This is a genomic window from Rothia nasimurium, from assembly GCF_049068285.1.
GTDB lineage: Bacteria > Actinomycetota > Actinomycetes > Actinomycetales > Micrococcaceae > Rothia > Rothia nasimurium_I.
Window position 1 is genome coordinate 1 of the sequence record NZ_JBLKPV010000004.1, and the last position, 26,876, is coordinate 26,876.

General features: G+C 60.4%; 21 protein-coding genes and 2 tRNA genes. 9 read left to right on the plus strand and 14 right to left on the minus strand.

Annotated elements, in window-relative coordinates; genetic code table 11:
* Positions 1-64: 64 nt before the first annotated feature.
* The 6 genes from ACMXX3_RS04630 to ACMXX3_RS04655 form a co-directional block, all read right to left on the minus strand.
* Positions 65-155, minus strand: a tRNA-Ser gene (locus tag ACMXX3_RS04630).
* 144 nt (positions 156-299) lie between these two features.
* Positions 300-956: a TetR/AcrR family transcriptional regulator gene (locus ACMXX3_RS04635; RefSeq protein ID WP_421083590.1), complete on the minus strand. Its 657-nt coding sequence runs from the start codon at positions 954-956 to the stop codon at positions 300-302.
* A gap of 106 nt (positions 957-1,062) precedes the next feature.
* Positions 1,063-1,548, minus strand: coding sequence for a tRNA adenosine(34) deaminase TadA (gene tadA, locus ACMXX3_RS04640; protein ID WP_421083591.1), 486 nt, complete (start codon positions 1,546-1,548; stop codon positions 1,063-1,065).
* 39 nt (positions 1,549-1,587) lie between these two features.
* Positions 1,588-3,759 (minus strand): RecQ family ATP-dependent DNA helicase, encoded by a 2,172-nt coding sequence (locus ACMXX3_RS04645; RefSeq protein ID WP_421083592.1) that lies wholly within the window; start codon positions 3,757-3,759, stop codon positions 1,588-1,590.
* 12 nt (positions 3,760-3,771) lie between these two features.
* Positions 3,772-4,461 (minus strand): hypothetical protein, encoded by a 690-nt coding sequence (locus ACMXX3_RS04650; protein WP_421083593.1) that lies wholly within the window; start codon positions 4,459-4,461, stop codon positions 3,772-3,774.
* A gap of 174 nt (positions 4,462-4,635) precedes the next feature.
* Positions 4,636-5,142, minus strand: coding sequence for an asparaginase domain-containing protein (locus tag ACMXX3_RS04655; RefSeq protein WP_421083594.1), 507 nt, complete (start codon positions 5,140-5,142; stop codon positions 4,636-4,638).
* A 142-nt stretch (positions 5,143-5,284) separates the two neighbouring features.
* On the opposite strand from ACMXX3_RS04655, the gene ACMXX3_RS04660 reads away from it, so the two are divergent.
* Positions 5,285-6,127, plus strand: coding sequence for a sulfurtransferase (locus ACMXX3_RS04660; protein WP_421083595.1), 843 nt, complete (start codon positions 5,285-5,287; stop codon positions 6,125-6,127).
* A 94-nt stretch (positions 6,128-6,221) separates the two neighbouring features.
* On the opposite strand, the gene ACMXX3_RS04665 is transcribed toward ACMXX3_RS04660, so the two are convergent.
* A complete protein-coding gene (locus tag ACMXX3_RS04665) occupies positions 6,222-7,133 on the minus strand; it encodes a 3-hydroxyacyl-CoA dehydrogenase NAD-binding domain-containing protein (RefSeq protein WP_421083596.1) in 912 nt (303 codons plus the stop codon).
* Positions 7,134-7,803: 670 nt separating this feature from the next.
* Here ACMXX3_RS04665 and ACMXX3_RS04670 point away from each other — a divergent pair.
* Complete coding sequence (locus tag ACMXX3_RS04670) at positions 7,804-8,490, plus strand: class I SAM-dependent methyltransferase (protein ID WP_421083597.1); 687 nt, start codon at positions 7,804-7,806, stop codon at positions 8,488-8,490.
* A 607-nt stretch (positions 8,491-9,097) separates the two neighbouring features.
* Here ACMXX3_RS04670 and ACMXX3_RS04675 read toward each other — a convergent pair.
* Positions 9,098-9,170, minus strand: a tRNA-Lys gene (locus tag ACMXX3_RS04675).
* A gap of 107 nt (positions 9,171-9,277) precedes the next feature.
* On the opposite strand from ACMXX3_RS04675, the gene ACMXX3_RS04680 reads away from it, so the two are divergent.
* A complete protein-coding gene (locus ACMXX3_RS04680) occupies positions 9,278-10,030 on the plus strand; it encodes an ABC transporter permease (protein ID WP_421083598.1) in 753 nt (250 codons plus the stop codon).
* Between the two features lie 39 nt (positions 10,031-10,069).
* Positions 10,070-10,777 carry a hypothetical protein gene (locus ACMXX3_RS04685; RefSeq protein WP_421083599.1) on the plus strand — a complete coding sequence of 236 codons (708 nt, stop codon included), beginning with the start codon at positions 10,070-10,072 and terminating at the stop codon, positions 10,775-10,777.
* A gap of 120 nt (positions 10,778-10,897) precedes the next feature.
* Here the strand turns inward: ACMXX3_RS04685 and ACMXX3_RS04690 are convergent, their stop codons facing one another.
* Positions 10,898-14,794 carry a S8 family serine peptidase gene (locus tag ACMXX3_RS04690; protein ID WP_421083600.1) on the minus strand — a complete coding sequence of 1,299 codons (3,897 nt, stop codon included), beginning with the start codon at positions 14,792-14,794 and terminating at the stop codon, positions 10,898-10,900.
* 507 nt (positions 14,795-15,301) lie between these two features.
* On the opposite strand from ACMXX3_RS04690, the gene ACMXX3_RS04695 reads away from it, so the two are divergent.
* The 4 genes from ACMXX3_RS04695 (at position 15,302) to ACMXX3_RS04710 (ending at position 19,466) form a co-directional block, all read left to right on the plus strand.
* Positions 15,302-15,919 carry a DUF47 domain-containing protein gene (locus ACMXX3_RS04695; protein ID WP_421083601.1) on the plus strand — a complete coding sequence of 206 codons (618 nt, stop codon included), beginning with the start codon at positions 15,302-15,304 and terminating at the stop codon, positions 15,917-15,919.
* Between the two features lie 2 nt (positions 15,920-15,921).
* Positions 15,922-16,932, plus strand: a complete 1,011-nt coding sequence (locus ACMXX3_RS04700; RefSeq protein WP_421083602.1) for an inorganic phosphate transporter — start codon at positions 15,922-15,924, stop codon at positions 16,930-16,932.
* Between the two features lie 69 nt (positions 16,933-17,001).
* A complete protein-coding gene (locus ACMXX3_RS04705; protein WP_421083603.1) occupies positions 17,002-17,979 on the plus strand; it encodes a glycosyltransferase family 2 protein in 978 nt (325 codons plus the stop codon).
* A gap of 2 nt (positions 17,980-17,981) precedes the next feature.
* Positions 17,982-19,466, plus strand: a complete 1,485-nt coding sequence (locus ACMXX3_RS04710) for a polysaccharide pyruvyl transferase family protein (protein WP_421083604.1) — start codon at positions 17,982-17,984, stop codon at positions 19,464-19,466.
* 215 nt (positions 19,467-19,681) lie between these two features.
* On the opposite strand, the gene pstB is transcribed toward ACMXX3_RS04710, so the two are convergent.
* From pstB to ACMXX3_RS04730, 4 genes are all read right to left on the minus strand, one after another.
* On the minus strand, positions 19,682-20,461 hold the full coding sequence (gene pstB / locus ACMXX3_RS04715; RefSeq protein WP_421083605.1) for a phosphate ABC transporter ATP-binding protein PstB: 780 nt from the start codon (positions 20,459-20,461) through the stop codon (positions 19,682-19,684).
* 78 nt (positions 20,462-20,539) lie between these two features.
* Positions 20,540-21,637: a phosphate ABC transporter permease PstA gene (pstA, locus tag ACMXX3_RS04720; RefSeq protein ID WP_421083606.1), complete on the minus strand. Its 1,098-nt coding sequence runs from the start codon at positions 21,635-21,637 to the stop codon at positions 20,540-20,542.
* Positions 21,637-22,605, minus strand: coding sequence for a phosphate ABC transporter permease subunit PstC (gene pstC, locus ACMXX3_RS04725; RefSeq protein ID WP_421083607.1), 969 nt, complete (start codon positions 22,603-22,605; stop codon positions 21,637-21,639). The genes pstA and pstC overlap by 1 nt, the downstream gene beginning before the upstream one ends.
* Positions 22,606-22,677: 72 nt before the next feature.
* Positions 22,678-23,787, minus strand: coding sequence for a phosphate ABC transporter substrate-binding protein PstS (locus ACMXX3_RS04730; RefSeq protein WP_421083608.1), 1,110 nt, complete (start codon positions 23,785-23,787; stop codon positions 22,678-22,680).
* A gap of 210 nt (positions 23,788-23,997) precedes the next feature.
* On the opposite strand from ACMXX3_RS04730, the gene ACMXX3_RS04735 reads away from it, so the two are divergent.
* Positions 23,998-25,467 (plus strand): FUSC family protein, encoded by a 1,470-nt coding sequence (locus ACMXX3_RS04735; protein WP_421083609.1) that lies wholly within the window; start codon positions 23,998-24,000, stop codon positions 25,465-25,467.
* On the opposite strand, the gene radA is transcribed toward ACMXX3_RS04735, so the two are convergent.
* Complete coding sequence (gene radA, locus ACMXX3_RS04740; RefSeq protein ID WP_421083610.1) at positions 25,464-26,870, minus strand: DNA repair protein RadA; 1,407 nt, start codon at positions 26,868-26,870, stop codon at positions 25,464-25,466. The two genes, ACMXX3_RS04735 and radA, sit on opposite strands and share 4 nt — an antisense overlap.
* Positions 26,871-26,876: the final 6 nt, after the last annotated feature.

A 26,876-nucleotide genomic window follows, 5' to 3' on the forward strand; every position in this document is an offset into this window, starting at 1 on the left:
CATTTTTGGGCATGAAAAAACCCGTCTCACCTAGCTTTCACTAGGGGAAACGGGTTTTTTCCTGTGGCGGTGACGGAGGGATTTGAACCCTCGGTACGGGGTTACCGTACACAACATTTCGAGTGTTGCACCTTCGGCCGCTCGGACACGTCACCAAACGTGAAAAGTCTACCCTAGTTACCTACCTGCCTCAACTTATCCGCTGCAACCCAAGGGGCCGGAAGAACCCCAACCAGCCCGGGTTTTCAGGGGCTGGACGGAGCCGCCCAGCTGGTTCCGCCAGGCAGCAAGAGGGGCAGTTAGGCTTCTGCGATGATGTAGCCATCGATCGTGAGCATAGCGATGTCAGCTGCCTCAGAGTCGCTACGGTGGGGGCCGGAGCGGGTTTCATCCATGGAGAGCATAAAGACCGCACCGAAAATAATGATGGCAAGATCCTCAGGCTTGCACTCAGAACGCACCGAGTATTTATCGGACAGGCGGACGATGAGTTCGCGCAGGAAGAGGATGATGTCGGTGCGAATCTGGGCGGTGGTTGCTGACCAGTCTTCGATGCCCTGCCAGAGTTCTGAGACCCAGAGGCGGGCAAAGCCAGGGTGGGATCTGATGTAGCGGATTGCCGCGCGAAGGGCCCCGTGGACGGCCAGGCGGGGGTCGTCGTCCTGGCTTGCAACCGACATTTCAGCAAGGAGCAGCTTAGCCCCGTACTGGAGTAGCTGGTCGATCATGGTTTTCTTGGAACCAAAGTTGTAGTAGACGGTGCCCTTGGAGACTCCGGCGCGTTCTGCGATGTCTTCGACAGTGGTAGCCAGGGGGCCGCCTTCGCTCATGATGTCCATGGCGGCTTCGAAGAGTTTCAGCTGGGTTTTATTGGTTCTGCCGGGGCGACGGGTTGCAGCTGCGGCAACGGGTGTTTGGTGGGCGTAAATTACGGACTCCATCTGCAGTTGGACCACGCCACTCCCCTCGTTTATTTGAAGAAATCACAATGCTTTTTCAAAGATACATGATGATGTGGCCGTCTGCTAGAACTTTCACCCGGGTTCTGGGGCGCGTTTTGATTTACCGGTGTTTTTTGAAGAACTCTGTAAGCAGGGCAGCGCAGTCTTCTTCGCGCACCCGGGGGTAGACCTCAACCCAGTGGTTGACCTTGCGGTCCCTCAACACATCGTAGACGCTACCTACAGCCCCGGTTTTGGGTTCCCAGGCCCCCATGACCAGGGTGGGAATCCTGGCGAGAAGAATCGCCCCTGCGCACATGAGGCAGGGTTCAAGGGTGACGACGAGGGTGCAGCCGTCAAGCCGCCAGGTTCCCAGGTGCTCTGCGGCTTGTCGGATTGCAAGAACTTCGGCGTGGGCGGTGGGGTCGAAGTCAGCTTCCCGGCGGTTATACCCGCGCCCAATGACCTGCCCGTCCGCGTCGACGACAACAGCCCCGATAGGGACGTCTTCGCTTGCCAAGGCACGGTGGGCCTGCTCAAGGGCAAGACCCATGAGTTCTTCATGGTAGGGGTTTCGGGGCCGGTCGGTGAAGGTGGGTCGGGGCATGGTTCTTTGCGGTAGGGGGCAGGAGCTAACGGGTTCAGCCTAGTTGGTGAGGGCCAGGGCGTAGGGCAGGACGGCTGTTGCCCCGGCTGCCCGCAGGGCCCGGGCTGTGACGGTGGTGGACCAGCGGGAGTCTATACGGTCGGTGACCAGCAGGACGGGGCCGGGGTGGGCGGCAAGGTAATCGGTGGCGGCCAAGGGAAGCCGGTAGGCCTTCAAGACACCTGCGCACCGGAAAACGCTGTTACCTCCAAAGTGGGCTGGGGTTGTTTCCAGCTCAAGGTCACCGAGGTCGGTGAGGCGGCCGGCAGCGGCGAGCCCCCGTGCCAGGGACGAGGCCAGCTGCGGACGGACCGGGGAGGGCAGGCCGATAACTGCAACCGGGCGCTCTGCCCAGTCCCATTCGGCTAGCACCTGCACGCTGGCCCGGCCCAGATCAGCCGGGACGGGGCCGTCCACAGGTGCCCCCTCAGGGCCGGGGGCAAAAATTTCGCGCAAGCGGTTGCCCCAGCCAAGGTCGGTGAGGCGGGCGAGGGCCCGTCCTTCTTCAGCCCGCTCTTCGGCCGCAATTTTGCCGCGCAGGGGCTTGCCGGTTATCTCGTGCACAGCGTGGGGAAGGATCTGGTCAAGGCCGCTGGGCCACATGCCACGCGGTTCAATGGGCACCCCCACACGGGCAAGGGCGGAGCCAGCCAGCTCGGTCAGGTGGGCGTCGAAGCCGGCGGGGTACCAGGGCCCGGTGCAGACGTCGCAGATTCCGCAGGGTTGGGCGGTGGTGTCGTCCAGTTCGCGGGCGAGGAAGACCATGCGGCAGGTGCCTGTGACCTGGTAGGCCAGCATGGCTTCCTGCTCCTTGAGGCGGGCTTGGGCGACGCGCTCATAGCGCGGGGCGTCATAGTGCCACGGGGAGCCGGTGGCTACCCAGCCGCGGGAGCCGCGTTCTACCGCCCCTTCAACAGCCAGCACTTTGAGGAGCAAGTCTAGGGAGGAACGGCGGATATCCACCCGGGTTTCAAGGGCTGGCACGCTAAGTTCTTGGCCGGACGCGGTCGCCTCGGCGAGGGCCGCTAACACAGCACTTGTATTGGCCTGGGTGGGCATGGAAGCTGAGGCGAAATACTCCCAAATCTCGCGGTCTTCGCTGCCGGGAAGCAGGAGGACATCGGCCTTGATTGCCCCGCGGCCGGCTCGACCCACCTGCTGGTAGTAGGCCACCGCGCTGGATGGGGCCCCCAGGTGGACCACAAATCCCAGATCGGGTTTGTCAAAGCCCATGCCCAGGGCGCTGGTTGCAACCAGGGCTTTAACCCGGTTTTCTTTGAGGGCGTTTTCAGCGTCACGGCGCTCATCGGGGTCGGTTTTACCGGTGTAGGAGCGTACATCGTAGCCTGCAGAGCGCAGGGCGGTGGCGGTATCTTCGGCGGCTGAAACGGTCAGGGTGTAGATGATACCTGAGCCGGGCAGACTCCCTAAATGGGTCGCTAGCCAGCCTAGACGGTCGGCAGCTGTTGGCAGGGTTAGGACGCCCAGCCGAAGCGAGTCGCGGGACAGGGCCCCGCGCAGCAGGAAGACTCCCCCGTCTTCTACCCCCGGCTTGCCGGTGCCCAGCTGCTCGGTCACGTCCTGCACTACCCGCTCGTTGGCGGTAGCGGTGGTGGCCAGCACCGGAACCTGCGGAGGCAGCCCGGCGATGAGGTCGCGGATCCTCCGGTAATCGGGGCGGAAATCGTGGCCCCAGTCGGAGATACAGTGGGCTTCGTCAATCACCAGTAGCCCGAGATTGCGGACGAGGTCTGGCAACCACTCGCTACGGAAGGCAGGGTTGTTGAGGCGTTCGGGGCCCACCAGCAGAACGTCGATCTCCCCGGCTATCAGGCGGGCGCGGACGTCCTCCCATTCTGTGACATTGGAGGAGTTGACCATAGCTGCCCGAACTCCAGCGCGGGCAGCGGCCTCCACCTGGTCGCGCATCAGGGCCAGTAGGGGCGAGACGATGAGGGCAGGCCCGCTTCCGCGTCGGCGCAACAGCAGGGCAGAGAGGAAGTAGACGGCAGACTTGCCCCAGCCCGTCCGCTGGATGACTAGGGCCCGGCGCCGGTGCTCAACCAGGGCCTCAATGGCCTCAAACTGGCCGGGGTGAAAATCAGCGGAGGGGGTGCCGGTCAGCTGAATCAGTAGCTGCCGGGCTTCGGCTCTGAGGGGACTTTCTGCCATCGACTGGGTTTCTTACTGGCCCATGTAGGACCGCTGCAGCTGCCACTGACGGTAGGCCACAGTGTTACGCATGTATTCGCTAACAGGGCGCTTCCAGGCAAAAACCAAGAAAACAATCGCCAAGATAGCGTTGAGGGGGCTAAACAGCATGACCCAATGGAAGGCCACGAAGTAGCCGATAATATCGAGCAGGCTCAAGACGCTGAAACCCGCGAAGATGGTCAGCACAATACGGGCCCAGTTTCGCCCCTTACCCATAAAAATAATGAACAGCAGCTGGAGGCCTAACCACACCAGCGAGAAACCGATAGCCAAAGCCATGATGACAGCCATCGCGCCCGAGGAATTCAGCAACTCAGCCTGTGCCTCCTGGGCGTCAGCGCCAGGCATGGTCGAGCTGCCGAGCAGCATCTCTGTCACACCGTTTTGCACGGCCAGGAGTTCCTTGGCGAAAATAGCGTTCAAGACCGCTGCAAGCAGGCCGACCCCCAGCATGATGTACTGAATCATCATCGCGGTTTTGAGGGCCTGGGGTTTCTCGGGGGCCTCCATGTGACTGGGCAGGCCCTGGCCATAGGCCTGGGCGTAGGACGCGTATGCCCCGCCTTGTGCTGCGGAATAGGCCGGGGGCTGGGGCTGGTTGGGGTAGGCAGGCGGCTGGTTCTGTGCGGGCTGCTGGTAGTTGCCGGTGGGCTCACTCATGGCTGTGCTCCTTCACAATCGAAAATGGTGGTGTTCTTTAAGCCTACAGGCCAGTGGCGCGGCTCACCAGGTGTTTCGCTAACTGCTAGTTTCCCCTGAGAAGGCGCAACAGCCCCGCCGTCGACCGGGCCAATCAGGCCGGAAGCCGGGGCGGGGCCGTCCTAAAATATAGGGTTAGGCGATCTCGAAGATACCGCGAGCGCGGTCTTTCTTCACCGCGGAGGCCGGGAAGATTCGGCCGCTCATGGAGATGTAGACGCCGGGCTCAAGCAGGTTGAGGGCGGCGACGGCGGCTCCCAGGTTGAAGCTGGCATCGGACTTGCGCATGGAGGCCGGTTGCATGGCCCCGGTGAGCACTACGACCTTCTCGCCCAGGTCGGCGTGGGCCTCTAGGTATCGGGCGGTTTCGGGCATGGTGTCGGTACCGTGGGTGATGATGACGCGGTCGTTGGTGACTGCGTTGAGGGCCTGGGTCAGGGTAGCCCGGTCGGAATCCACCATGTCCAGGCTGTCGAGCTTGAGCACGCTCTGGACGTCAAAAGCGGTGTCCGTCAGTACAAAGCTCAGTAGCTCAGGTACTGAGGGTTCACCAATTTCAAGCTCACCGGCTACCGAGTAGACCTTATCGAAGGTTCCACCGGTCGTCAGAATGGTGACGCGCTCTGCGTTGTTGATAGGCATAGTTTTCCTTGAAGGACGGGGTACTGGGGTTGATTTCTTGTATCTAAGTCTAGTTGAGGGCAGTAGGCAGGTGCAGGGGTCTGCCAGCAGGTGAGAAGGGTCGGTAGCATGGGGTGTAAGAGTTTTTGACGAAAGGACGCCTGTGACTACTTCTTCCCACCGCCTTGACCTGCGCTTTCCCATTGTGGGTGCCCAGTGGCTCTCGGCCAATATCGCTGCCCCGAACCTAGTTATTTTGGACGCCTCAGTGGGCGAGTTTGCCGGGGCAAGTACGGGTATTCCGGGGGCCCGCCGCTTCGATATTGACGGCGAATTCAGTGCCCCCGAGGGGGTGCACACCATGCTGGAGGCCGAGGACTTTGAAGCTCAGGTGCGTGCCCTGGGCATTAGCAAGGATTCCGCCATCGTGGTCTATGACCGCCAGGGCATGTTTTCTGCCGCTCGCGGCTGGTTTATGTTTGTGGCTATGGGACACGATAACGTGGCCGTCCTTGACGGTGGCCTGCCCGCCTGGGAGGCAGCCGGGTTCAGCCAGCTCCCCCTCAACGAGGGCCCCTTCAGCCCCGGCTCCTTTGTGGCTGAGGATCGCGGGCTCTTTGTGGACGCCCTAACCACCAAGGCCTTTGCCGAGCGTCAGGACGCGGCTGTCATTGACGCCCGTAGCGCCGAACGTTTTGCCGGTACTGCCCCCGAGCCCCGTCCTGGTCTTCGCGCCGGCCATATCCCCGGTTCGGTCAATCTGCCCTTCACCTCCCTGCTCGATGAACGAGGACGCTTCCGCTCCCCCGAGGAGGTCAAGGCTGCCGTTGACGCTGTGGCTGGGGAAGCCGAAACCCTCATTTTCTCCTGTGGTTCTGGTGTCACCGCCTGCATTGACGCCCTGGCAGCTTATGTCTCTGGCTATACCGAGCTCGCTGTCTACGACGGCTCCTGGGCTGAGTGGGGTGCAGAGGACCCTGCCGGGCTGCGTCCGGTTGAACGCTAACCGTACGGTCAACTGAGTCCAGCACAAAAAGCTGCCCGGGAGGTCCTATGGCTGGACTTCCCGGGCAGTTTGCGTAGAGAAGAGGGGTTTGAGGTTACTGGCCGAAGTTTTCGGTCCAGTAGTCGTTGGCCCCGGTGATGTTGCCGTCCTCGTCGTAGAGGTAGAAACCCTTGCGGTCGGCAACACCGCTGAAGCCAGCGTCGAGGGCTTCCTTGAGCTTGGCACCGAACTCGCGGACGGTGGCGTCCTCACTCACGGAGGCAATATGGGAGGCGACGTTGAAGCCCACAGTGTCGTAGGCGGCGAAGGGGCCGAACTCGGTACCGGTGGCGATAGTCCAAGCCTTATCGATTTCCTCGGGGGTGCCTACGCCATTGACGTAGAGCTTGGCACCGGCATCGAGCCAGGGAATGAGCAGGGAGTTCAGCAGGTAGCCGGGCTGCTCCTTGCGGACGTAGACGGGAACCATGCCGGTTTCTTCGGCGTAGCGGATGGCGTCCTTGATATTCTCTTCGTCGGTTGCGGCGGTACCCATAATCTCTGCGGTGTTGCGGATCCAGACGCGGTTGGCATAGTGGATAGCCAGGAAGCGGTCGGTGTGGCCGCTGGCGTCTGCGAAGTTAGAGGGCAGCAGGGATGAGGTGTTGGTGGCAAGCAGGGTGCGCTCGTCAGCCAGCTCCCCTACCTTAGCCCAGGTTTCGCGCTTGAGGTCGAGGTTTTCAGGCACAGCCTCGATGACGATATCAACGTCGCCTACAGCTTCCTTCAGGTCGCTGGTAGGGGTAATACGGGCGATGGCTTGGTCGAACTTTTCGGGGGTGTAGTCGGGAAGGTCTTGTTCGTAGCCCTGACGGATCCAGGCCCAGCGGTCGGTTAGTTTTTCGAGGGCTTCGGGGAAGGGATCGTAGGCAAATACCTTCTTGCCGTGCCAGGCTGCCTGCATGATGATTTGTGAGCCCAGGACGCCGGTACCGAGAACAGCTACGGTTTTGAATTCGCGTGACATGGTGGTCTTCTCCTTCGAAGAGTTCTTGTTCTGATACAGCCAACACTACTCCTCCCACCACCATTAATAAACTTTACATTGAAAGTATTACCAAATGTTGCAGAACTGCACCAATGACCTTTCAAGAAGGCGCTCCGGTGGGCACTACAGGTGTGAGCACTACTGACTCACATGAAGACTTCTGGCTCACACCCGAGGGCAGACAAAAATCCCGCCCCAGCCAACAGCTGAAACGGGATTTAGACAGTTCTCTATACGCAACTTTTGATACAAGGAGCCAGGTGGGTGCAATTTAAATCGGGGTGGGCGCAAATACCACTGAGGCGACGATAACGAGCGCGTGCATAAAGCAGTCATGGTTTTCGGTGCTGATGTGTTCACCGATTCGGCCTAGCACACCGATTCGATTCTATCCTTACAAACCGTCCTCGAACACTAAAGCCATGTCACCGGTGCTCGTGACAATCGCGTAGTCGACGAGTAGGTTCCAGGCGTCGTCGGTGCAATCCAGCGGTGGCTAGGTAACGCAGTACTCCCGGACTTCTCACGTTTGGGTATTGTGATCCACTCTCTGTAAGTGATACAACGACCACCTTCATAAGATTGGATCCATGTCTACTAAAATGACATCATGCCCTACAGTAATCCTCGCTTAGTCCGCCTATACGACGTGGATAACCCCGACGGAGCAGATCACGACTTTTTCCGTGAACTCGTAAACGAAGTCGAAGCCCCACGAGTGGTGGATCTTGGGTGCGGCACCGGTATCCTCACCGTTACACTTGCTCAGCCAGGACGCAAGGTGCTAGGGATCGACCCTTCGAAAGATATGCTCGACTTCGCGCGGTCCCGTCCCGGCGGGGACACAGTCACTTGGCTTGAAGGGACAGCTGCCACCATCGAACCTCGAAGTGCTGACGTGATCATCATGAGCGGAAACGTTGCCATGCACATCCTTGAAGACTGGCCCGAAACCCTGGCCAGCATCGCCGCAGGACTAACCGAGCGCGGAGTAGTCGCCTTCGAGTCACGCAATCCCGAGGCATCTGCATGGCGCAACTGGAGCGATACCGGTTCAGAACGGGACACGGCGGACGGCAGGCTCGTCGAGTCGTGCTCAATTGAAGGGCCCGATGTCACGGGTCGTGTCGTCATGCACATCAGAAACGAGTGGCCTGACGATGGAGATATCGTTGAGGTCAAGCAGGAACTGCAGTTCCGAAGCCACCAGCAGATCCTTGCAGATCTAAACCGTGCTGGACTCACTAACGTTTGCACTTACCGGAACTGGTCGAGGGAGCCCTTTACTGGCGGCCCAGGTCAACCACTCATGGTGTTTGTCGCTCGAAAGGATTGAGCGTCCCGACCCAACGTTACACGTGGTGCACTCCAAGCCGCGGTCGCAGAATATCCCATGGGCGGCGACCGCAATGCGACTACTGAGAAACACTGAACCCCTCAAATCCCGCGAAATACCAGTTAAAACGCGGAACCCAAGGGGTTCAAATCGCACTCAAATCTTTGCATAAAAACCCAAGTACTAATGGTTGATTTACATCCTCTCAACCATCATTTGGCTCAAGAAAACGATTAAGAAGCGCAAAGTCTAAAAACGCATTTAACTGCTACATGAAACCAAATCACAAATGTGCACATGTACTCATACACCAGAGCATGACTGCATAAGTAAAGGTCGAATTCAAGAACGGCATCTAGTGAACAGGTCAGTCGACCAGAAACTATTCTGGCCATCAGTCCCTTCACGGGGTTTTGGCCTTTTTGCTGCCTGAGTCGCAACTAGACCCAGTGGGTGTCGAACCCGCGTCACCAGCGACACCACACTCAACACAAAAGTCTAGAAATCTACTCTGACCAGTACTTTCAGAGCTTCGTTGTGGGGTGAGACGCTGGAAATGAAAAAGGACTACCTTCGTGCATTTGTATCACAAAGGTAGTCCTAATAGTGCGCCCTGTGGGGCTCGAACCCACGACCCACGGATTAAAAGTCCGATGCTCTACCAACTGAGCTAAAGGCGCATCCACTGAGTAAACTCAGCGTCTTCCACTATACACCCCCGTGACGCAAAGCTCCAAAAACCCGGCCGCGGCAAGCGTCCGCCCCATTACCGTGCTCTAATAGCAGTGTGAACGCACTCCTGCACAGCCCCCTCACCCACTACGCCGCAGCCCTGCTGCTCTTCGTCGGCCTCACCACAGCCCTGCTCGCTGCCCAAAAGATTCAGCTTTACTGGCAGCCTTATATCTCCATTCTGCGGGCCTGCCTCCAGCTTGCCGTCATTGCCCTCCTCTTACAGGGCATTCTGGCCGCCCCCTGGGCTCTGGTGCTCTTCATAGCCCTCATGCTCACCACCGCCACCATCACCTCCGGTAAGCACAGCAAACAGCTCCACCGGGGCCTGGCAGCAACCGCTCTCTCCATCACTGTAGGTGCCCTCCTTGCTGTCCTGCTGATTTTCGCCCTGGGCTTGGTGCCCTACTCCACCCAAAACCTGGTAGCTGTTGCAGGAATCATCATCGGCGGAACCATGACCATCACAACCCTCACAGCACGCAACTTCACCACCCTCACCACTGCCCGCCAGGGGGAGATTGAGGCCTGGTTAGCCCTGGGAGCCACCTCCCCGGTCGCCTTCCGCGACATCACCAAAGCCGCCATCACCGAGGCCCTTACCCCCGGGCTAGACCAGACCCGGGCCACCGGCCTCGTCACCCTGCCCGGAACTTTCGTCGGCGCCCTCATGGGCGGAGCCTCTCCCCTGCTCGCCGCCCAGCTCCAAATCGCCGTCCTGGCAGGCCAAACCCTGGCAGGAACCATCGCAGCACTGCTCCTCACCAGCATCATCACCCGCACCCGAGTTTTACCTCTCAGCGCATAGCCTTCCGCTGAGCACTCCGGCAGTTCTACACTGGTAGGCATGCCATCTGACGCCCGCTTTCACCGCCCCGTCCGCCTCTCCACCGAAAAGTTTGAACGCTACCAGGGGGCTGGCAGCCCTGAAGATCTCGCCGCGGCAGCCCAAGCCTCTGCCCGGGCCATCCTCGCCCGTGGACGAGCCAACGAAGACCCCTCCGTCACCAAACGCCTGGTGCACTACACCGACGAATTCGGTATAGAAGCCGTCGCCGAACTCTGGTCCCAGGCAGCCCCTGTCACAACCGCCGGTGCCCTCTGGCGTATCTACGCCCTGCGCGGCGTCATTCGCGCCAACGCCCAGCTCATGAGCCACTACTACGAACGCGGCATGCACTCGTCCCTGCTCTCCCAGGCCCTCGCCGGCGTCCCGACCCCACCGACCGCCGACGAAATTGCCGCTACCGTCGACGAAATCCTAGCCGGCGCCTACACCGGCGACTTCGACGTAGCCCTCAACCGTTTTGCCGCCTTCTGTCGGGTACTTGCCCTGGGGCAGGACGACGTCGCCCTGGAACTGCGGCATGGTAGCACCCTTGACCCCCGCGGCCACCACCAGGAGGCCCCGGGCCGCCACCTGCCGTCCCTTGAAGTCCGTGACGAAGCAGCCACCCGGGCCGCCCGCCTCCGCGCAGCTGCCCGAAAGCTCACCGGCACAGCCCGCGAACTCGACACCGCCGCAGAACACTGGCGGGCCGGAATACTCGACTAGTACGGGCCTAAAATCAAAAGCCCGGCCCCTCTTCCAGCTGGAAGAGGGGCCGGGCTTTACTCCGATGGGTCTTGCTAGAAACCTAACTCCAAGACCCCCATGAAGTTTTCACCACCGGTCTTAGCGGGGAGAAACATTCTGATCGAAGCGGTAGAGGAAGGCAGCCATTGCATCACGGGCAATGGGGGTAACGGGACGGAAAGTGCCGTCAGCCCAACCGGTAGTTACGCCAGACTCAGCCAGCCAGGAGATTTCCTTGTAGAACTGAGAGTCAGGGGCAACGTCAGAGAACTTGCCGTCCTGGGGTGCTACATATTCAGGCTCACCTGCGTAACGGTAGAAGAAGGCAGCCATAGCGTCACGGTTGACAGGATCGTGGGGACGGAAGGTACCGTCTGCCCAGCCGGTGCTGATACCGGAAGCGTGCATCCAGGCGATTTCCTTGTAGAACTGGTGGTCAGTAGCTACGTCCTTGAAGGGGGATTCGCTCGGGGCAGTGAACTGGGGGCTACCTGCCAGGCGGTAGAAGAAGGCAGCCATAGCGCCACGCTCTACGTTAGCCAGGGGCTTGAAGGTACCATCGGGGTAACCGGTGGTGATGCCGCGTTCAGCCAGCCAAGCGATTTCCTTGTAGAACTGATCATCAGGAGTGACATCGTGGAAGCGGGGATTCTGAATCTTTTCTTCCTGAACCAGTGATACGATTTCAGCCTTGCCGCCGTCTTCACCAGTCTTGGTGCCGCTCAGGTCACCGGTGCCATTGTGCATGTGCAGGAGCAGGGCCTTGGCATCCCGGACGTTGACGTTGCCACGGTTGATCGTGATATCAGCATCGGGGGCGTCAACGAACAGGCCTGCTGCGTCAGAGGCAGTGCCTTCGAACCACAGGTTGGGGTTGTGGGGGTTGAAGGAAACCCAGTCAGTTGAGTCGGTGTGGCCGTTCTCGTACCAGGAGTAGGTATCTACCATGTAGCGCAGGTCGCCTGCGTTATCAGCAGTAATACCCATCTTGGACAGCTGGACCGGCAGGGTGAGGACGTTGCTGTCGAAGGTGTTGGTGTCAACACTGCCGAAAGCTCCGTTGATGGGCTGGTGGTCCAGGGCAGTCAGCTGGCCGTTGACGTAACCAACCAGGGTTGCAACGGGGTAGTCTAGGCCGGCGACACGGTTGGTGTAGACGTAGTAGTCTGCCCGGTTATTACCGTCAACATCGAAGGCAACTTCAATGCTGGTGGGGTTGGTGAGGTTCTCCCAGTTGGACCAGGTAGAAACACCGATGCTCATCATGCCGTCCTTGGCGACATCGCCGCCAGCGGCCTGCAGGGCAGGGACGTTGGTCGAAGCACCGACGTACTGGAGGTCAACCCGCTGGCTGGTAGCAGCCCCCAGGCTGGAGGTCTTGAAACGGTCAGACACTGCACCGAGTTCGAAGGCGCCAACCAGGGACTTGTAGCCGCCCTGGTCAACGGCAGTGCCTTCAAGGTCAATGGTGTTCTTGAGGCTGTACTCCCCGAATTCGATGGTGCTTGCGGCAGCCTTCATATCTGATACCGGCTTGGGGGCAATCTGCAGGGGCAGACGCATCTCGCTGCCATTCTCAGTCAGCAACAGACGGCCGGATTCGATGCTCAGGTACTGGCGGTCATAGCCCAGCTGCTGGGCTGAGCTAGCTGCTTCTAGCTTCTTTTCCAGTTTGGAGGGATCAACAGTGACGGTAACGGCGAAGGTGGTCTTGCCACCGGCCTCAACGGTCACGGTCTCGGGGGCTGACACCTCAACACCGGGAATATCTGATGATGCCGCAAAAGATACCTTGTAGGTGTGGGCCTTATTGTCTGAATTATCAACAGTCAGGTTCCGGACATAGGTCTGAACGCCTGCATTGGGCAGGACTTCAACCACGCCAAAGCTTTCTGAAACCTGGTCGGGGTGGTCAGCGCTGTAGGTTAGAACCTTCTGGTTGACGGCCTTCAGGGCGTCAACACGGCCGGCGCCAACGCGTTCTACGGAGTGAACTGCGCCGTCCTCAGTCGTCAGGTCATGAACAGCAGAGTTCATGATAGCTGCCTTGACCTGGGGAGCTGAGTAGCTCTGGTTGGCTTCGTAGACCAGGGCTGCAACACCTGCAACGTGGGGAGAAGCCATGGAGGTACCTGACATGACAGCCTTTTCGGAGCCGCCAGCAACGGCAGCTGAACCGATACCGGTACCGGGGGCGGCGACGTCCGGCTTGGTGTAGCCAACGGTGCCGTGAACACCACGACCGGTTGATTCATTGACCTGGTCAAAGAGGCCATGCTCAACCAGAACGGAGGAAATCCATTCGTTCTTCAGCTCAATCTTGACTTCTTCACCGGCATCGAGAGCGGCGCGAACCTTTTCAGCATCCTGAGCAACCAGACGGACGCCGGGGATGGTGCGGTTACCTGCAATACCGACGGTCTCGTAATTCAGGTTGGAGGCGAGGATCACGCCCTTACCGCCGGCCTTTTCAATATTATTGAAGCGGACGGCCGAGCCACAGGGGAAGGTTTCAAAGTTATCGGTCCAGTCGATGAAGACCCACTTACCACCGAAGTCGGTGCCCTCGGGGTAGGCATCACAGCCGAAGGGGTTCTCGGGGGTGCTCTTGACGACCTCACCAATCAGCTGCTCAGGGGTAGCAGCTGAGTAGTCGAAGCTGACTGAGTAGTCACCGTTGAGGTCACCGGCAAGACCTGCAGGGGAATGAACCTTAGCCTTGTCAATAGCGGCGGTAGAGCCGATGGAGTTGGCAACGGCCAGGGCTGAACGGGCATTGGCCGGGTTACCGGAAATAGAGTAGGTATCGCCGTTACCGTTAGCGGCGCGGGAGTTACCGGCAGCTGCCACAGAGAGGATACCCTGGCGGGTCAGGGCATCAACAATGACGTTTTCGGGGTCGTCGGTAGCACCGTAGTCAGAACCCAGGGACATGTTAACGACGTCAACTCGGTCGTCGTACTTGCCGTCGTTGTTGGGGTCCAAGGAGCGGTCGAGGGCCTGGCCGGTCAGGTCGGTTGAGCCGCCACAACCGAAGACACGGAAGTCAACAATCTGGGCGCCAGGTGCTGAACCTGCACCAATCTTCATGCCCTTCATCTCATCTTCGGTGATCTTGGTGTAATCGCCCTTGAAGGTGCTGCCGTCAGCGTTGACGGCGTAGCCTGCTGCAGTACCTGCAACATGGGTACCGTGACCAGCAAAGCGGCAGTCAAGCGGGTTGCCGTCAGGCTGGGGCAGGGCGTCTGCTGCATCGCTAGCTGCGTCGTAGTTATCACCGGCCAGGTCATAACCACCGAGGTACTTTTCAGGATCGTACAGACCTGAATCAGCAGCGGGCATCTCGGTCAGCTTAGAAGCCTTTTCGTAGGCTTCAGCGGTACCGGGGCCACCAAATTGGGTGTGGGTGTAGTCAACGCCGGTGTCGATAATGGCGATTTTGACGCCCTTACCGGTGTAACCGGTCTGCTGCCAGCTGGTGATGGCCTGGGTATCGATGACGGTGCCGGTGTTGGACGGGGTCTTCGAGACGATGGGGGAAATCATGACAACATCGCTGCGAGAAGCCAGTTCACGAATCTTCTCAGCATCACCGCGAATTGCTACACCGCGGACGGAGTTATGGGCGGTGTAAAGGACGTTTGAACCGGTTTCAGCTGCAACGGCCTGCCCCTGACGTTCAACGGCTGCGGCAATAGCCTGGACTTCAGCCTGGGCTTCAACGGGGGCCTGCTTACCCTGCAGGACGGCGGCGGGCTGGGTGCTCTCATAGGCACCCTTACCCTTGAACTGAACAAATACGCTGACGGTACCCTGAGCTGCCTTCATGGAAGGAGTGAGCACCTGTTCGCTCATGGCCTGAGTAGCACTATGGAACAGGTCAGCATCGGTCAGGGAGTTAGCCGCGGGTAGGCCCATCGAAAGAACCATACCGAGGCCAAGCAGGGAGGCCGCACCGCTGCGGGCTACCTTCTTGGGTGTGTACTTTTTCGTCATTGAAGGATTTCCTTTATCCAAGTGATCCGTGGTGGTGTGTACCAATAAAACTACGAGTCCTTCAACCATGGCCCATGTCACACATGTAGGTCAATACTCAACCCGGATTTTGTTCAAAATTTTTACAGAAATTGTCAGAATATGAGACATCCGCCCACGTCAACCACACGTCCCCCAGAAAAATCTAACCGACCAAGAAATTCCACTTCCAGGGTTGACATCCCACCCCAACAGGAGAATGATAGGAAGCAAGATGTCAGGCTGCTAATAGGTAGCCCCGGGCTCCAAATCTTTAGCCGCTTCGAGCGGCCTTCCGCCGAGAGGCGCTCCCAGCCTGGCATCCCTAAACTTCACACCGTAGACGCCGGGTACCGCCCTACCTCATCGAGGGCAGGTAAGCCCGGCGTCTTCGTCCTTAACAAACACCCGGCCCAGCTCCCGCGTTTACCTTAACGCGATACCATGGCCCCTAGCCATACCACCCACGATTCAAGGAGATATCCGGCCATGCTCCAGCGCATGTTCCCCCAAGAAAACACCTCCCTCTCAGCCCTCGCCGGGCTCTCAGAGCAGGTGTCAGGGGCAGCAGCCCTCCTCTCCGAAATGGTCGGTTCCCCAGAAGACCGCTACGAAACCCTACTCGAGCGCATCCTCACCCACGAAGCTGAAACCCTGGACATGCTCCACACCACCATGACAGCCGTGCGCAGCTCCTTTTCAACCCCCATCCCCCGCGAAGACATCTACACCCTGGCTGTCTCCCTCGGCGGCGTCGTCGAAAAACTCACCTCAGCGGCCAACATCCTCTACCTCAACAAGATTGTGCGCTTCTCCCCCCGCGCCGCCACCCTACTCGATCTCATCCAGCGCCAGGCCGTCCTGACCACTGAAACCATCCCCAAACTCAGTAACCTCCGCGACCTCGACGACTACTGGATCACCATGCTCCGTATCACCAAACAGGCCGTACGCATCGCTGAAGAATACGACGCCGACATCCTCAGCCGTTACAAACAAACCCGCTACCTCCAAACCACCCGCTTCGTCCACAAACTCATCGAAGCCTCCGAAGCCATGCGCACCCTAGCCACCGAAATCGGCCGAATCATCGTGCAGGAATCCTAAACGTGGCCCTGCTCCTCTTTATCCTCAGCTGCCTAGCCCTCATCGGCTTCACCTTCGTCACCGGCTTCCACGACGCAGCCAACGCCACCGCAATCCCCGTCAAGACCCGGGCCCTTACCCCCCGCATCGCCCTCCGCACCAGCGCCCTCTTCAACTTCCTCGGCATGGCCATCACAGGGCTTGCCCTCGGATCCGTCACCACCCACTGGCTTACCGTCCCCCACAACACCATAGGCCTCGGCATGGTTCTCACCGCCCTGCTCGCCTGCTTCATCTGGGGGCTCCTCACCTGGTGGTACCGTATGCCCTCCTCATCGACCCATGCCCTCATCGGCGGCCTCGCCGGAGCAGCCTGGGCTGCCCAAACCACCAACCTCGGCAGCTACAACCCCTTCTCAGAGCCCCTCACCACCTTCATCGTTGCCCCCCTCATCATTGCCCCCCTCCTCCTCTTCGTCATCGCCTGGCTCACCGTCTTCCCCTTCTACCGGATCCTCTTGCGCTCCTACCCCGCCGCCGTCAACCGGGCCTCCCGCAACATCCTCTCCATCGCAAACTCCCTCATCTCCTTCGTCCACGGCATCCAAACCGGCCAACGCGCCATCGTCATCTACGCCGTTCTCCTCCTCGCCGCCGGCGTCCACGTCAGCGCCAGCACCTACGTCATCTCCGCCATCTTCCTAGCCTTCATCCTCGGCCTCGGCACCGCCCGCGGCAGCGCCCGCATCGGCTACACCTTCGCCCACCAAATGGTCAAAGTCGACCCCTTCCGAGGCGCCATCGCCCAGAGCTCAACCGCCATGGCCCTCGTCCTCCTCCAGTTCTTCCTCAACACCCCGGTTTCCTCCTCCCACCTGGCCGCCTCAGCTGTCCTCGGTTCAGGCCTCAACCAGCGCTTCGCCTCCGTCCGCCACAAAATCGTGCTCCGGATCGTCCTCACCTGGCTTATCACCATGCCTGCCTGCTTCGCCCTCTCCGCCATTCTCTTCCTCGCCCTATCCCCCCTGCTCTAGCCCGCTACCCCTGCACATTCGCTATATTGGGTACAGACCCCTTGACCCCGGCCCCACCGAGAGAGCACCATGTCCACAGTCGCCATCATCGTTCGAACCAAAGACCGCCCCCTCTTCCTCGAACGGGCCCTGCGCAACATAGCCGCCCAAACCTATACCGATTACACCGTTGTAGTCGTCAATGACGGCGGCCAGGCATCCACCGTCGACGCGACCCTTGCTGCAAGCACCGGCCTCACCCATGTGCAAGTTATCCACAACGAAACCTCCCGTGGCATGGAGGCAGCCTCCAACCAGGGCATACAAGCCACCGACTCAACCTACATCGCCATCCACGACGATGACGATCTCTGGGAACCCACCTTCCTCGAAACCACCGTCAGCCACCTCGAAGAAACCCAAGGCCAGATGGTCACCGTCCGTACCGACGAATACTTCGAACGCATCACCGATGACGGCACCTTCGAGTTCATCGACTCCCGCCCCTTCTGGGGATTCCTCAACGACATCACCTTCCAGGACCTTGCCCGCATCAACCGCGCTGTTCCCATCTCAATCCTTCACCGCCGCACCCTCCACGATGAACTCGGCTACTACAACGAAGATCTCCCGGTCGTTGGAGACTGGGAATTCAACCTCCGCGTAGCCTCCCGCTACCCCATCGCCTTCATCGACCAAAATCTCGCCCACTGGTCCCAGCGCCCTGACCAAACAGAAGGTAGCAACGCCAACTCCGTTCACGCCGGAAAAATCCTGCACGGTATCTACGACGGCAAGGTTCGGGCCCAAGCTATTCGCGACCACCTCGCCGCCGGAGGATCCCTCGGCCCCTACCTCTTCCAAGCCCACCTCACCAACCAGGTAGATGGCAGTGTGGGTCACAATATTGACCTAACCCACCGTGTTCTCGAAGAACTAGCCGCGATCAATGCCAAACTAGACTTAATAGAAAAAACCACTCGCACCACCTCAGAGCGGCTCGAACGCATCGAGAAGGCGCTCTCGCTTAAATCGCGCCTCTCCCGCTTTGTGAAAGGAACCCGCTAAACATGCCTCGCATTCTTGTGCTTGCAGACCTTGGGCAGCCGGTCTACCACGTTGGCGACGAAGCCATGGGCATCGCAACCGCCACGGAACTCACCCGCCGCGGCTACGACGTCGTCATTGCCACCCGAAGCATTGAACACTCCCAGCAGTACATCGGCACCGCCTCCAGCTACCTTAAAACCCTAGAATTCCCCTGGCCCCCGGCCGAACGTGAAATCTATCTAGAAGAAGTCCGGGCCCACCTCGCCGGTGAAACCGCCCGCGACGAAATCACCGAGTTCGTCCGTGCCGTAGCCGATATGGACGGTATCGTCATTGCCGGTGGCGGCAATATGAACTCCACCTACGGCTGGCTCCTCTACGAACGGGCCGCCTACGCCCTCATCGCCCAGGTCCACGGAATCCCCCTGGTTATCTCCGGCCAGTCGGTTGGCCCCGTCCTCACCGAGGCAGACGCAGAAACCCTGCAGAACATGCTCTCAGCTGCCCAGCTTGTTGGTATGCGGGAAAAGTCCTCCCACGCCTGGGCCCAGGGCCGCGGTATCACCGCCAACCATATTGTTGACGACGCCACCTTCTACACCCACCAGAAGCGCTCCCTGCCCGGCCGTCCAACCGTCGATTTGCCTGAGCACTACATCTGCGCCACCTTCTCCGGCCTGAACCCCGGTCAGGCCCGCACCGTAGGCCAGCTGCTCGATGACATGTACCGCGACTACGGCCTGCGCACCGTCTTCCTGCCCCACATGGGCGTCCCCCTCGAGGGAGGCCACGACGTCGACACCCACGCAGAGATTGCCTCCCACATGTTCTCTGACCCGGTGCAGCTGCCCGTGGTCCATACGGACGACGCGGTTCAGGTTCACCGCGGGGCCTTCATTACTTTCTCCACGCGCTACCACCCCGGCGTTTTCTCCCTCTCAGCGGGTGTGCCCTTTGTAGCCCTGCTTCCCGATGCCTTCACCGATATGCGGGTTCGCGGCATGATGGAGCAGTACGGGGCCGAGAACTACGCGATTCCGCTGTCCCTGCTGAACTCAGATGCACCGGCAGAGGCCCTGCACGAGGTTATCCAGCTCCGCAATGAGCTATCAGAAACCCTGCTGACCCGCGTTGAAGAGCTCCGTAGCTTCTCCAGCGCCTGGTGGGATGCCGTAACCCAGGTTCTGCTGACCGGCAATGCCCAGTCGGGCCAGGCCGTCCGCGACCTCGATAACACCCCCACAATCTTCACCGGCGAATGGAATATCACCAACCTGCTGGTGCGCGAAGATATCGCTGAGCTTTCTCTGGCCGCAGCGATGGCAAGCGCTGAAACCGACCGGGCCCTTTCCTGGGACTACCAGCGTCTCTTGCAGCGGGACCAGGCCCAGGCTCGGGCTGCTGAGCTGGAGCGAAAGAACGCTGAGCTTGAGGACTCCTTGATTGAGGCTGAAGAAAACGCGACCTTCCGCGGTTGGATGCGCCGTAAGATGCGCGGCGAGTAACCCCTCATAAGAAGTAGAAAACCTGCCCTCCCGGTTCCTGATACCGGGAGGGCAGGTTTTGTGTGCCGGGAGTTTTCTGCTGTGTCAGCGTCAGCAGGGCTCCTGCGGCACGCACCTTCCCATGGTTTCCCCCGGCCCGTCAGCTTGGTTGGCCGGGGGAAGGTGGCGGCCCGCGGTGGGCGGGTGGCTAGGGGGAGGCTCCTAGCGGGGTGGGCTTAGCCGAAGCGGCCGGAGACGTAGTCTTCGGTGGCCTTCTGGCTGGGGTTGTTGAAGATTTCCTGGGTGGGGGCGTACTCGATGAGCTTGCCGGGTTTGCCGGTGCCTGCGATGTTGAAGAATGCGGTCTTGTCTGAGACGCGGGCTGCCTGCTGCATATTGTGGGTAACGATGACGACGGTGAAGTTCTCTTTGAGTTCGTTAATGAGGTCTTCAACGGCCAGGGTTGAGATGGGGTCGAGGGCGGAGCAGGGCTCGTCCATGAGAATCACGTCGGGCTTGACGGCGATGGAACGGGCGATGCAGAGTCGCTGCTGCTGGCCACCGGAGAGGCCGGAGCCGGGCTTGTCGAGGCGGTCCTTGACCTCGTTCCAGAGGTTGGCGCCGCGGAGGGAGGATTCGACCAGCTCATCGGCGTCGGTCTTAGAGATCTTGCGGTTGTTGAGGCGGACGCCGGCCAGCACATTCTCGCGGATGGACATGGTGGGGAAGGGGTTAGGCCGCTGGAAAACCATACCTACCTGGGAGCGGACGACGACGGGGTCAACGCCCTTGCCGTAGAGGTCGTCGCCGTCGAGCAGGACCTTACCTTCGACGCGGGCGCCGGGGATTACCTCGTGCATGCGGTTGAGGGTGCGGAGAAAGGTGGATTTGCCGCAACCTGATGGGCCGATGAAGGCGGTGACTGTGCGGGGCTCGATTTCCATATTGACGTCTTCGACGGCCAGGAAGTCGCCGTAGTAGACGTTGAGGTTTTCTACATCGATGCGCTTTGACATGGGGTTTGTTTCTTTCTTACACAGTGTGGTGACCGGGGCGGGAAGAGGGGCTCAGCTAGTTGGTTTCTTCCGGTGGTTTTAGCGGCCGGTCTTGGGGGCAAAGATTTTGGCGATCATGCGGGCGATGAGGTTGAGGATCATCACGATGATAATCAGGATCAGGGCAGCAGCCCAGGCGCGGGTCTCGGAGACTGTGGCGGCGGTGGGGCTGGTGGGGGTCATGATCTGGTAGTAGATGTAGGTGGGTAGGGTTGCCATCCAGCCGCTGAAGGCGTTCCAGTTGATCGAGGTGACGAAGCCTGCGGTCACTAGAATCGGCGCGGTTTCGCCGATGACGCGGGCAATGGCCAGGGTGACGCCCGAGGCGATACCTGAGATAGCGGTAGGAATAACGACCTTCATAATAGTGCGCCACTTGCGCACCCCCAGGGCGTAGGAGGCCTCACGCAGCTCATTGGGTACGATACGCAGCATCTCTTCAGCGTTACGCACCACGGTAGGAATCATGAGGACGGACAGGGCGACGGCTGCGACCAGGCCCATACGGTTCATGGGGTTGCCTGAGACGAGGGCGAAGAAGGAGGCAGCGAACAAGCCCGCCACGATGGAGGGGATGCCGGTCATGACATCCACGAAGAAGGTGATGGCCTTGGAGAGCCACTTACCCTGCCCGTATTCCACTAGGTAGATAGCGGTGAGCAGGCCGATGGGTACCGAGATGACGGTGGCCAGCAGGGTGATTTCCAGGGTACCGATGATTGCGTGGTAGATACCACCGAGGACAGCCCCTTCCCCGGCTGCTGCGGCGTTGTCGTGGACGCCGGTGACCCCCTTCATGGAGGTGCTGAGGAAGTTGCCGGAGAGCCCGGGGGTTCCCTTGACCAGGACTGTGTAGAGTACCGAGACCAGGGGGATGAGGGCGATGAGGAAGGTGCCGTAGACCAGGTAGCGGGCAAAGGCGTCCTGGCCCTTGCGGCGTCCTTCATACGACCCTACAGCGAGGGGCCCGGCAATGACGAAGATGAGGCCGCTGAAGAGGGCGAAGGTGGCGATGGAGAAGCCGGTGAGGGAGCTGGTGGCGGCCCCGAGGATAATGGCAACGGCTCCAACTGCGGCGGGCAGCCAGCGGGGGGCCTGGCGGCTGGCGAAGCGGGATGAGGTGGTAGCTACAGACATTAGTTAGCTCCTGAGAAGTCCTTGTAGCGGGCCACGATCATGCGGGCCAGGATATTGACGATGAGGGTGATGATGAAGAGCACCAGACCGGCGGCGATGAGCTCTGACATGCGAAGACCGTAGGCTTCGGGGAAGTTGAGGGCGATTTCTGAGGCGAAGGTCTGGTTGCCGGAGGTGATGAGGGAGGCGGTCAGCGGGCCGGAGGCCAGAACGAGAGTCACTGCCATGGTTTCGCCAAGGGCTCGGCCCAGGGCCAGCATGACGGAAGAGATAATGCCGGTGCGGGCGAAGGGGAAGACCGTCATCCGGATCATCTCCCAGCGGGTAGCGCCCAGGCCTAGGGCCGCCTCTTGCTGCAGGACCGGGGTCTGGATGAAGATTTCGCGGCACATGGAGGTGATGATCGGCAAGATCATAATGCCCAGGACGATACCGGCGGTCAGGATAGTCTTGCCGGTCTGGGAGGCGGGCCCTTCAAAGAGGGGGATAAAGCCCAGGTAGGTGGCCAGCCAGTCGTAGAAGGGCACAATATGGGGGGCTAGGACGGAGGCACCCCAGGCGCCGAAGATAACGGAGGGGATCGCAGCGAGCAGGTCGATAACGTAGCCGATGCCCTTGGCTAGTTTGCGGGGGGCGTAGTGGGAGATGAAGAGGGCTACGCCGAGGCCGATGGGGGTGGCCAGAGACAGGGCTATCACCGCGGCGATGAGGGTGCCGATAGTCAGCGGAATAATGTACTGGAGGAAGCTGCCGCTGGTGAGGTCGGCAGAGTCGGCGGTGAAGACCGGCAGGGCTTGGGCGACCAGGAAGATAGCGACGGCTGCCAGAACGATCAGAATGGTGATGCCTGCGGTGAGGGAGATTCCCGAGAAGATTTTGTCGGCGGCAGGGTTGCCGACTGCGGGCAGGTCCTTGGTGGCTTTACGGCCGTTGGCGGCCGCGGCCTGCTGGAGAGCTGATGCTGACATGGGAGTGGGTGAACCTTTGAGCTGGGAGAGGCGGGGCAGCCAGGGTGCTGGCTGCCCCGCTAGTGCTGAGTGTTACTTGGTCACGGAGATGGAGTCGATAGCCTTCTGGGCGTCGGCGGTGAGGGCTGAGGTGAGGGGGGCGGAGGAAGCAGCATCCGCTGCGTCCTTCTGGCCCTGCTCGCTCACGACGTAGCTCTCGTAGGCTTTGACCAGGGTGACGTCATCTTCTGAGGAGTAGCCGGAGCAGACGATGTGGTAGGAGACCAGGACGACGGGGTAGGCGGTGGAGTCCTCAGGGGTGCGGTTGACCTTGATGGCCATGTCGTTCTCGTTCATGCCTCCGACGCGCTCTGACACTTCAACGGTCTTGGCGGCTGCTTCGGGGGAGAGCTCCACATAGCTGTCGCCGACCTTGACGTTGACCTTACCGAGGTCGCCGATAGCGGAGGCGTCTGCGTAGGTGATGGCGCCTTCGGTGGAGGAGGTGGTGGAGACGACGCCGGAGGTGCCCTTATTGGATTCAGCGGCGTACTGGGAGGGCCAGTTGCCGTCTGCTTCGACATCCCAGGCGCCGTTAGAGGCTGCTTCCAGGTAGTCGGTGAAGTTCTCGGTGGTGCCGGAGTCGTCTGAGCGGTGGACGACGGTGATCTTAGTGTCGGGCAGCTCTACACCCTCGTTCTGGGAAGCGATGGTTGCATCGTTCCAGGTGGTGATTTCGCCCTTGAAAATCTTGGCGATGGTCTCAGCGTCCAGGTTCAGTGATGAGACACCGGGCAGGTTGAAAGCTACTGCTACCGGGGAGATGTAAACGGGGATGTTGATGGCACCGTTGGGGCCACAGACCTGCTTAGACTCTTCCCATTCCTCTGCCTTGAGGGGACGGTCTGAGCCAGCGAACTTAGCGCCGCCTGCTAGCAGGGCCTCACGGCCTGCACCGGAGCCGTCCGGGGAGTACTGGACGGTGCCGCCCAGGTTGGCGAAACCGGTTTCCCAAGCGGTAATAGCGGCCTGCTGGGAGGAAGCACCGACGCCGGTGAGGGGGGCGCTGGGCAGGGAAGCTGCGCTGCTGCCTGCATCTGAGGTGGTGGCAGTGCCGGTTGCGTTGTCTGAGCCGCAGGCAGTCAGGGCTACGGTACCGATGAGGGCGAGGGAGCTCCAGCGAGCAAGTGACTTGACGTTCACTGTGTGAATTCCTTTGGGGTAGGTGGCCCCGGTGTCTCTGTGTTCTTCTGGGTGAGACAGGGCATGGGGTGGTGTCTAACGGATTCGACTTTAGGGGCGGCAGGTAGCAGGTTGGCTAGCACACGGTGAACGCCTGGTTAACTTGTGGCACACAGTTGGGGTTGGGTAGGGCCTGCTGGACGGAGTTGGGGCGGGTTTAGAATGGGAGGCATGGGTTTTAAGCAGCAGGTTGTTGGGCTAAAGAAGAAGGTAGCGGATCGGTGCCAGCAGGGCTGGCGGCGGATGAAGGACGGGTTTTTCCAATCCCTTCAGATTGTGGTGTCGGGTATCGGGGCCTATCTGTTTGCTGAGCAGGTCCTGGGGCACACTGAGCCTATTTTTGCGGCGACAGCTGCGATTGTGTCCCTGGGCTATATCACCGGGGCTACCCATGCCCGTCGTATCTTAGAGGTCTCCCTCGGGGTGACCTTGGGTATTTTGATGGGCGATATGATGATGCTGCTCTTAGGCCAGGGCATTTGGCAGGCCGGGTTAGTGATGTTCCTGTCGATTATGCTGGCTAGGTTCTTAGATAACGGCATCTTGTTTACCATTCAGATGGGACTCCAGTCGGCCCTTGTCGTTTTGCTCCCCCCCAATGCTGACGGGCCCTTTGCCCGGAGTCTCGACGGCATTGTCGGGGGCCTGTGTGCTTTCTTGCTGATGTTTCTCTTCCCCAAGGATCCCCGCCGGACCCCCCGGAAGAACGCCGCCAGGATGATGGGGGCTTTTGCCCAGGTCTTCCGGGATGCTTCGGTGGCCATGGAGCATTATGACAGCACTGAGGCCTGGCATGCCCTGTCGTCAGCCCGCCGCCTGCAGCCGCTTTACAATACCTGTGAGAAGGACATTATTACCGCAAAGGGGATGGCCCAGCTTGCCTGGACGGGCCGCTCCCACAAGGGGGAGCTGAAACAGTACAGCCTTGTCCTCGACAAGATTGATTACGCCATTAGGAACACCCGGGTGCTAAACCGCCGGCTGGCCTCTACTGTTGCGAACGTACAGATTTCGCAGGAGGCTATCACCTCTTTGGCTGAGGCTCTTAGGGCGACCGGCGATGCCATTGCCCTTTTGGGCGAGGGAATGTCTTCTGCTGAGGCTGAGGTGCGTCGGGCCTCAATGGTACGGGCCCGACGGGATTTGGCCCGGCTGGCGGGGGGCTTGGAGCCCCACCTGATGGGGGTAAAGTCAATGGAGGCCGAAGCCCTGGTGCTGATGATGAGGCCCCTGGTCGTGGACCTGCTGGAGGCCTCTGGTCTGACCCACGATGAGGCCGTCGACATGCTTGTTCCCTTGGGCGAGTCCATGACAGAACACGCCCCAGCCACGAGTATGTTGCCGGTCCAAGACCAGGCCGGGGCGGGAGCGTCCGTCCAAGAGCAAAAGCTACGGGACGATACCCGCAAGCTCACCACGGTGCTCAGAGCCAAGGACCGGGCCCCGAGCGTCAGCATCCAGGTAATGAAGGACGCTTCGGTGCGCGACCCCCGCAGTTTCCCCGCGGTGCAGGCCCCGCCCACCCCGCCGACGACCAGCCAGCGGGAGGTGGTGGCCCGCGCCGAGAAGCAGCAGGTCCTCAACACCCAGCAGTTGCAGGTGATTGAGCGCAGAATGAGTGAGGACGAGGCCCGTAACTAGGATCCTGCGCCGGGAAAGAGCAGAGTGAGGGCTTCGCCCAGGGAGGCAACCTCACGCACTGACACCCCAGCAGGTACCTCACCGACTCCCGCGGGGGAGGCCGGAACGATGACGTGGGTAAAGCCAAGACGGCCTACCTCAGCGATCCGCTGGCGGATACCGGGGACAGCCCTGACCTCCCCGGCCAAACCGACCTCGCCAAAGACTGCCAGTTTACGGGGCAGGGGCTTGTCCTGGGCGGCAGAGGCTAGGGCAATGACGCAGGCCAAATCTGCTGAGGGCTCAGAAATTTTGGCTCCGCCCACCGTCGAAATGTAGCAATCCAGTTTGCCGACGTTGAAGCCTGCCCGCTTTTGGAGCACGGCCAGCAGCATAGAAATACGGGATGGGTCAAGGCCGCTGGTGGCCCTCCGGGGCTGAGGGGTGGCGCTAGTATCGAGCAGGGCCTGGACCTCAGCAAGCAGGGGGCGGCGACCTTCCATCGTGACCGTGACGCAGGTTCCGGCGACCGGGTGCGGGGTGCGGGAGACAAAAAGGCCCGACGGGTCAGTGACCGGGGCGATGCCGTCCTCGTGCATATCGAAACAGCCCACCTCGTCGGTCGGACCAAAGCGGTTCTTGATGGCCCGGAGCATCCGGATGGGGGTGTGTTTGTCACCCTCGAACTGGCAGACAACATCCACCAGGTGCTCTAAAAGACGCGGGCCAGCAATGGTGCCCTCTTTGGTAACGTGCCCAACGAGCAGGGTACACATGTTGCGACGCTTGGCAACGGCAATGATAGAGGCGGCCACCTCACGGACCTGGGTCACGCCGCCAGCGCTACCTTCAACCTCAGAAGAGGCCAGGGTCTGCACCGAGTCCACAATCAGGAGGTCGGGGTTGACCTGCTCAATATGGGCCAGGGCCGTCCCCAGATCTGTTTCGCTGGTCAAATAAAGGGTATCGGCAAGAGCCCCGATCCGGTCAGCTCTCAGTTTCACTTGGGCGGCTGACTCTTCGCCGGTCACGTACAGGACATTGTGGGGTTTACCCGTCGACTGCCCGCGGGCAAAGGTCGCAGCTACATCAAGGAGCAGGGTAGACTTACCGACGCCCGGCTCCCCCGCCATGAGAATCACCGCGCCGGGAACAAGCCCCCCACCCAAAACCCGGTCAAATTCGGGGTTGCAGGTGGTCAGGTATTGGGCGACAGTGGAGTCGACGGAGCTAATCGGCTGGGCCGGATTCTGCACGCTGGAGGCCACAGTGGTTTTAGCAGCTACGGGGCCGACGGCTTCTTCAACGGTGCCCCAGGACTGGCACTCTCCGCAGCGCCCCACCCATTTGGCGGTCGTCCAGCCGCACTCGGTGCAGCGGTAGGCGTTAGCAGATCGAGACTTAGAGGTTTTTCGGGTAGCCATACACCC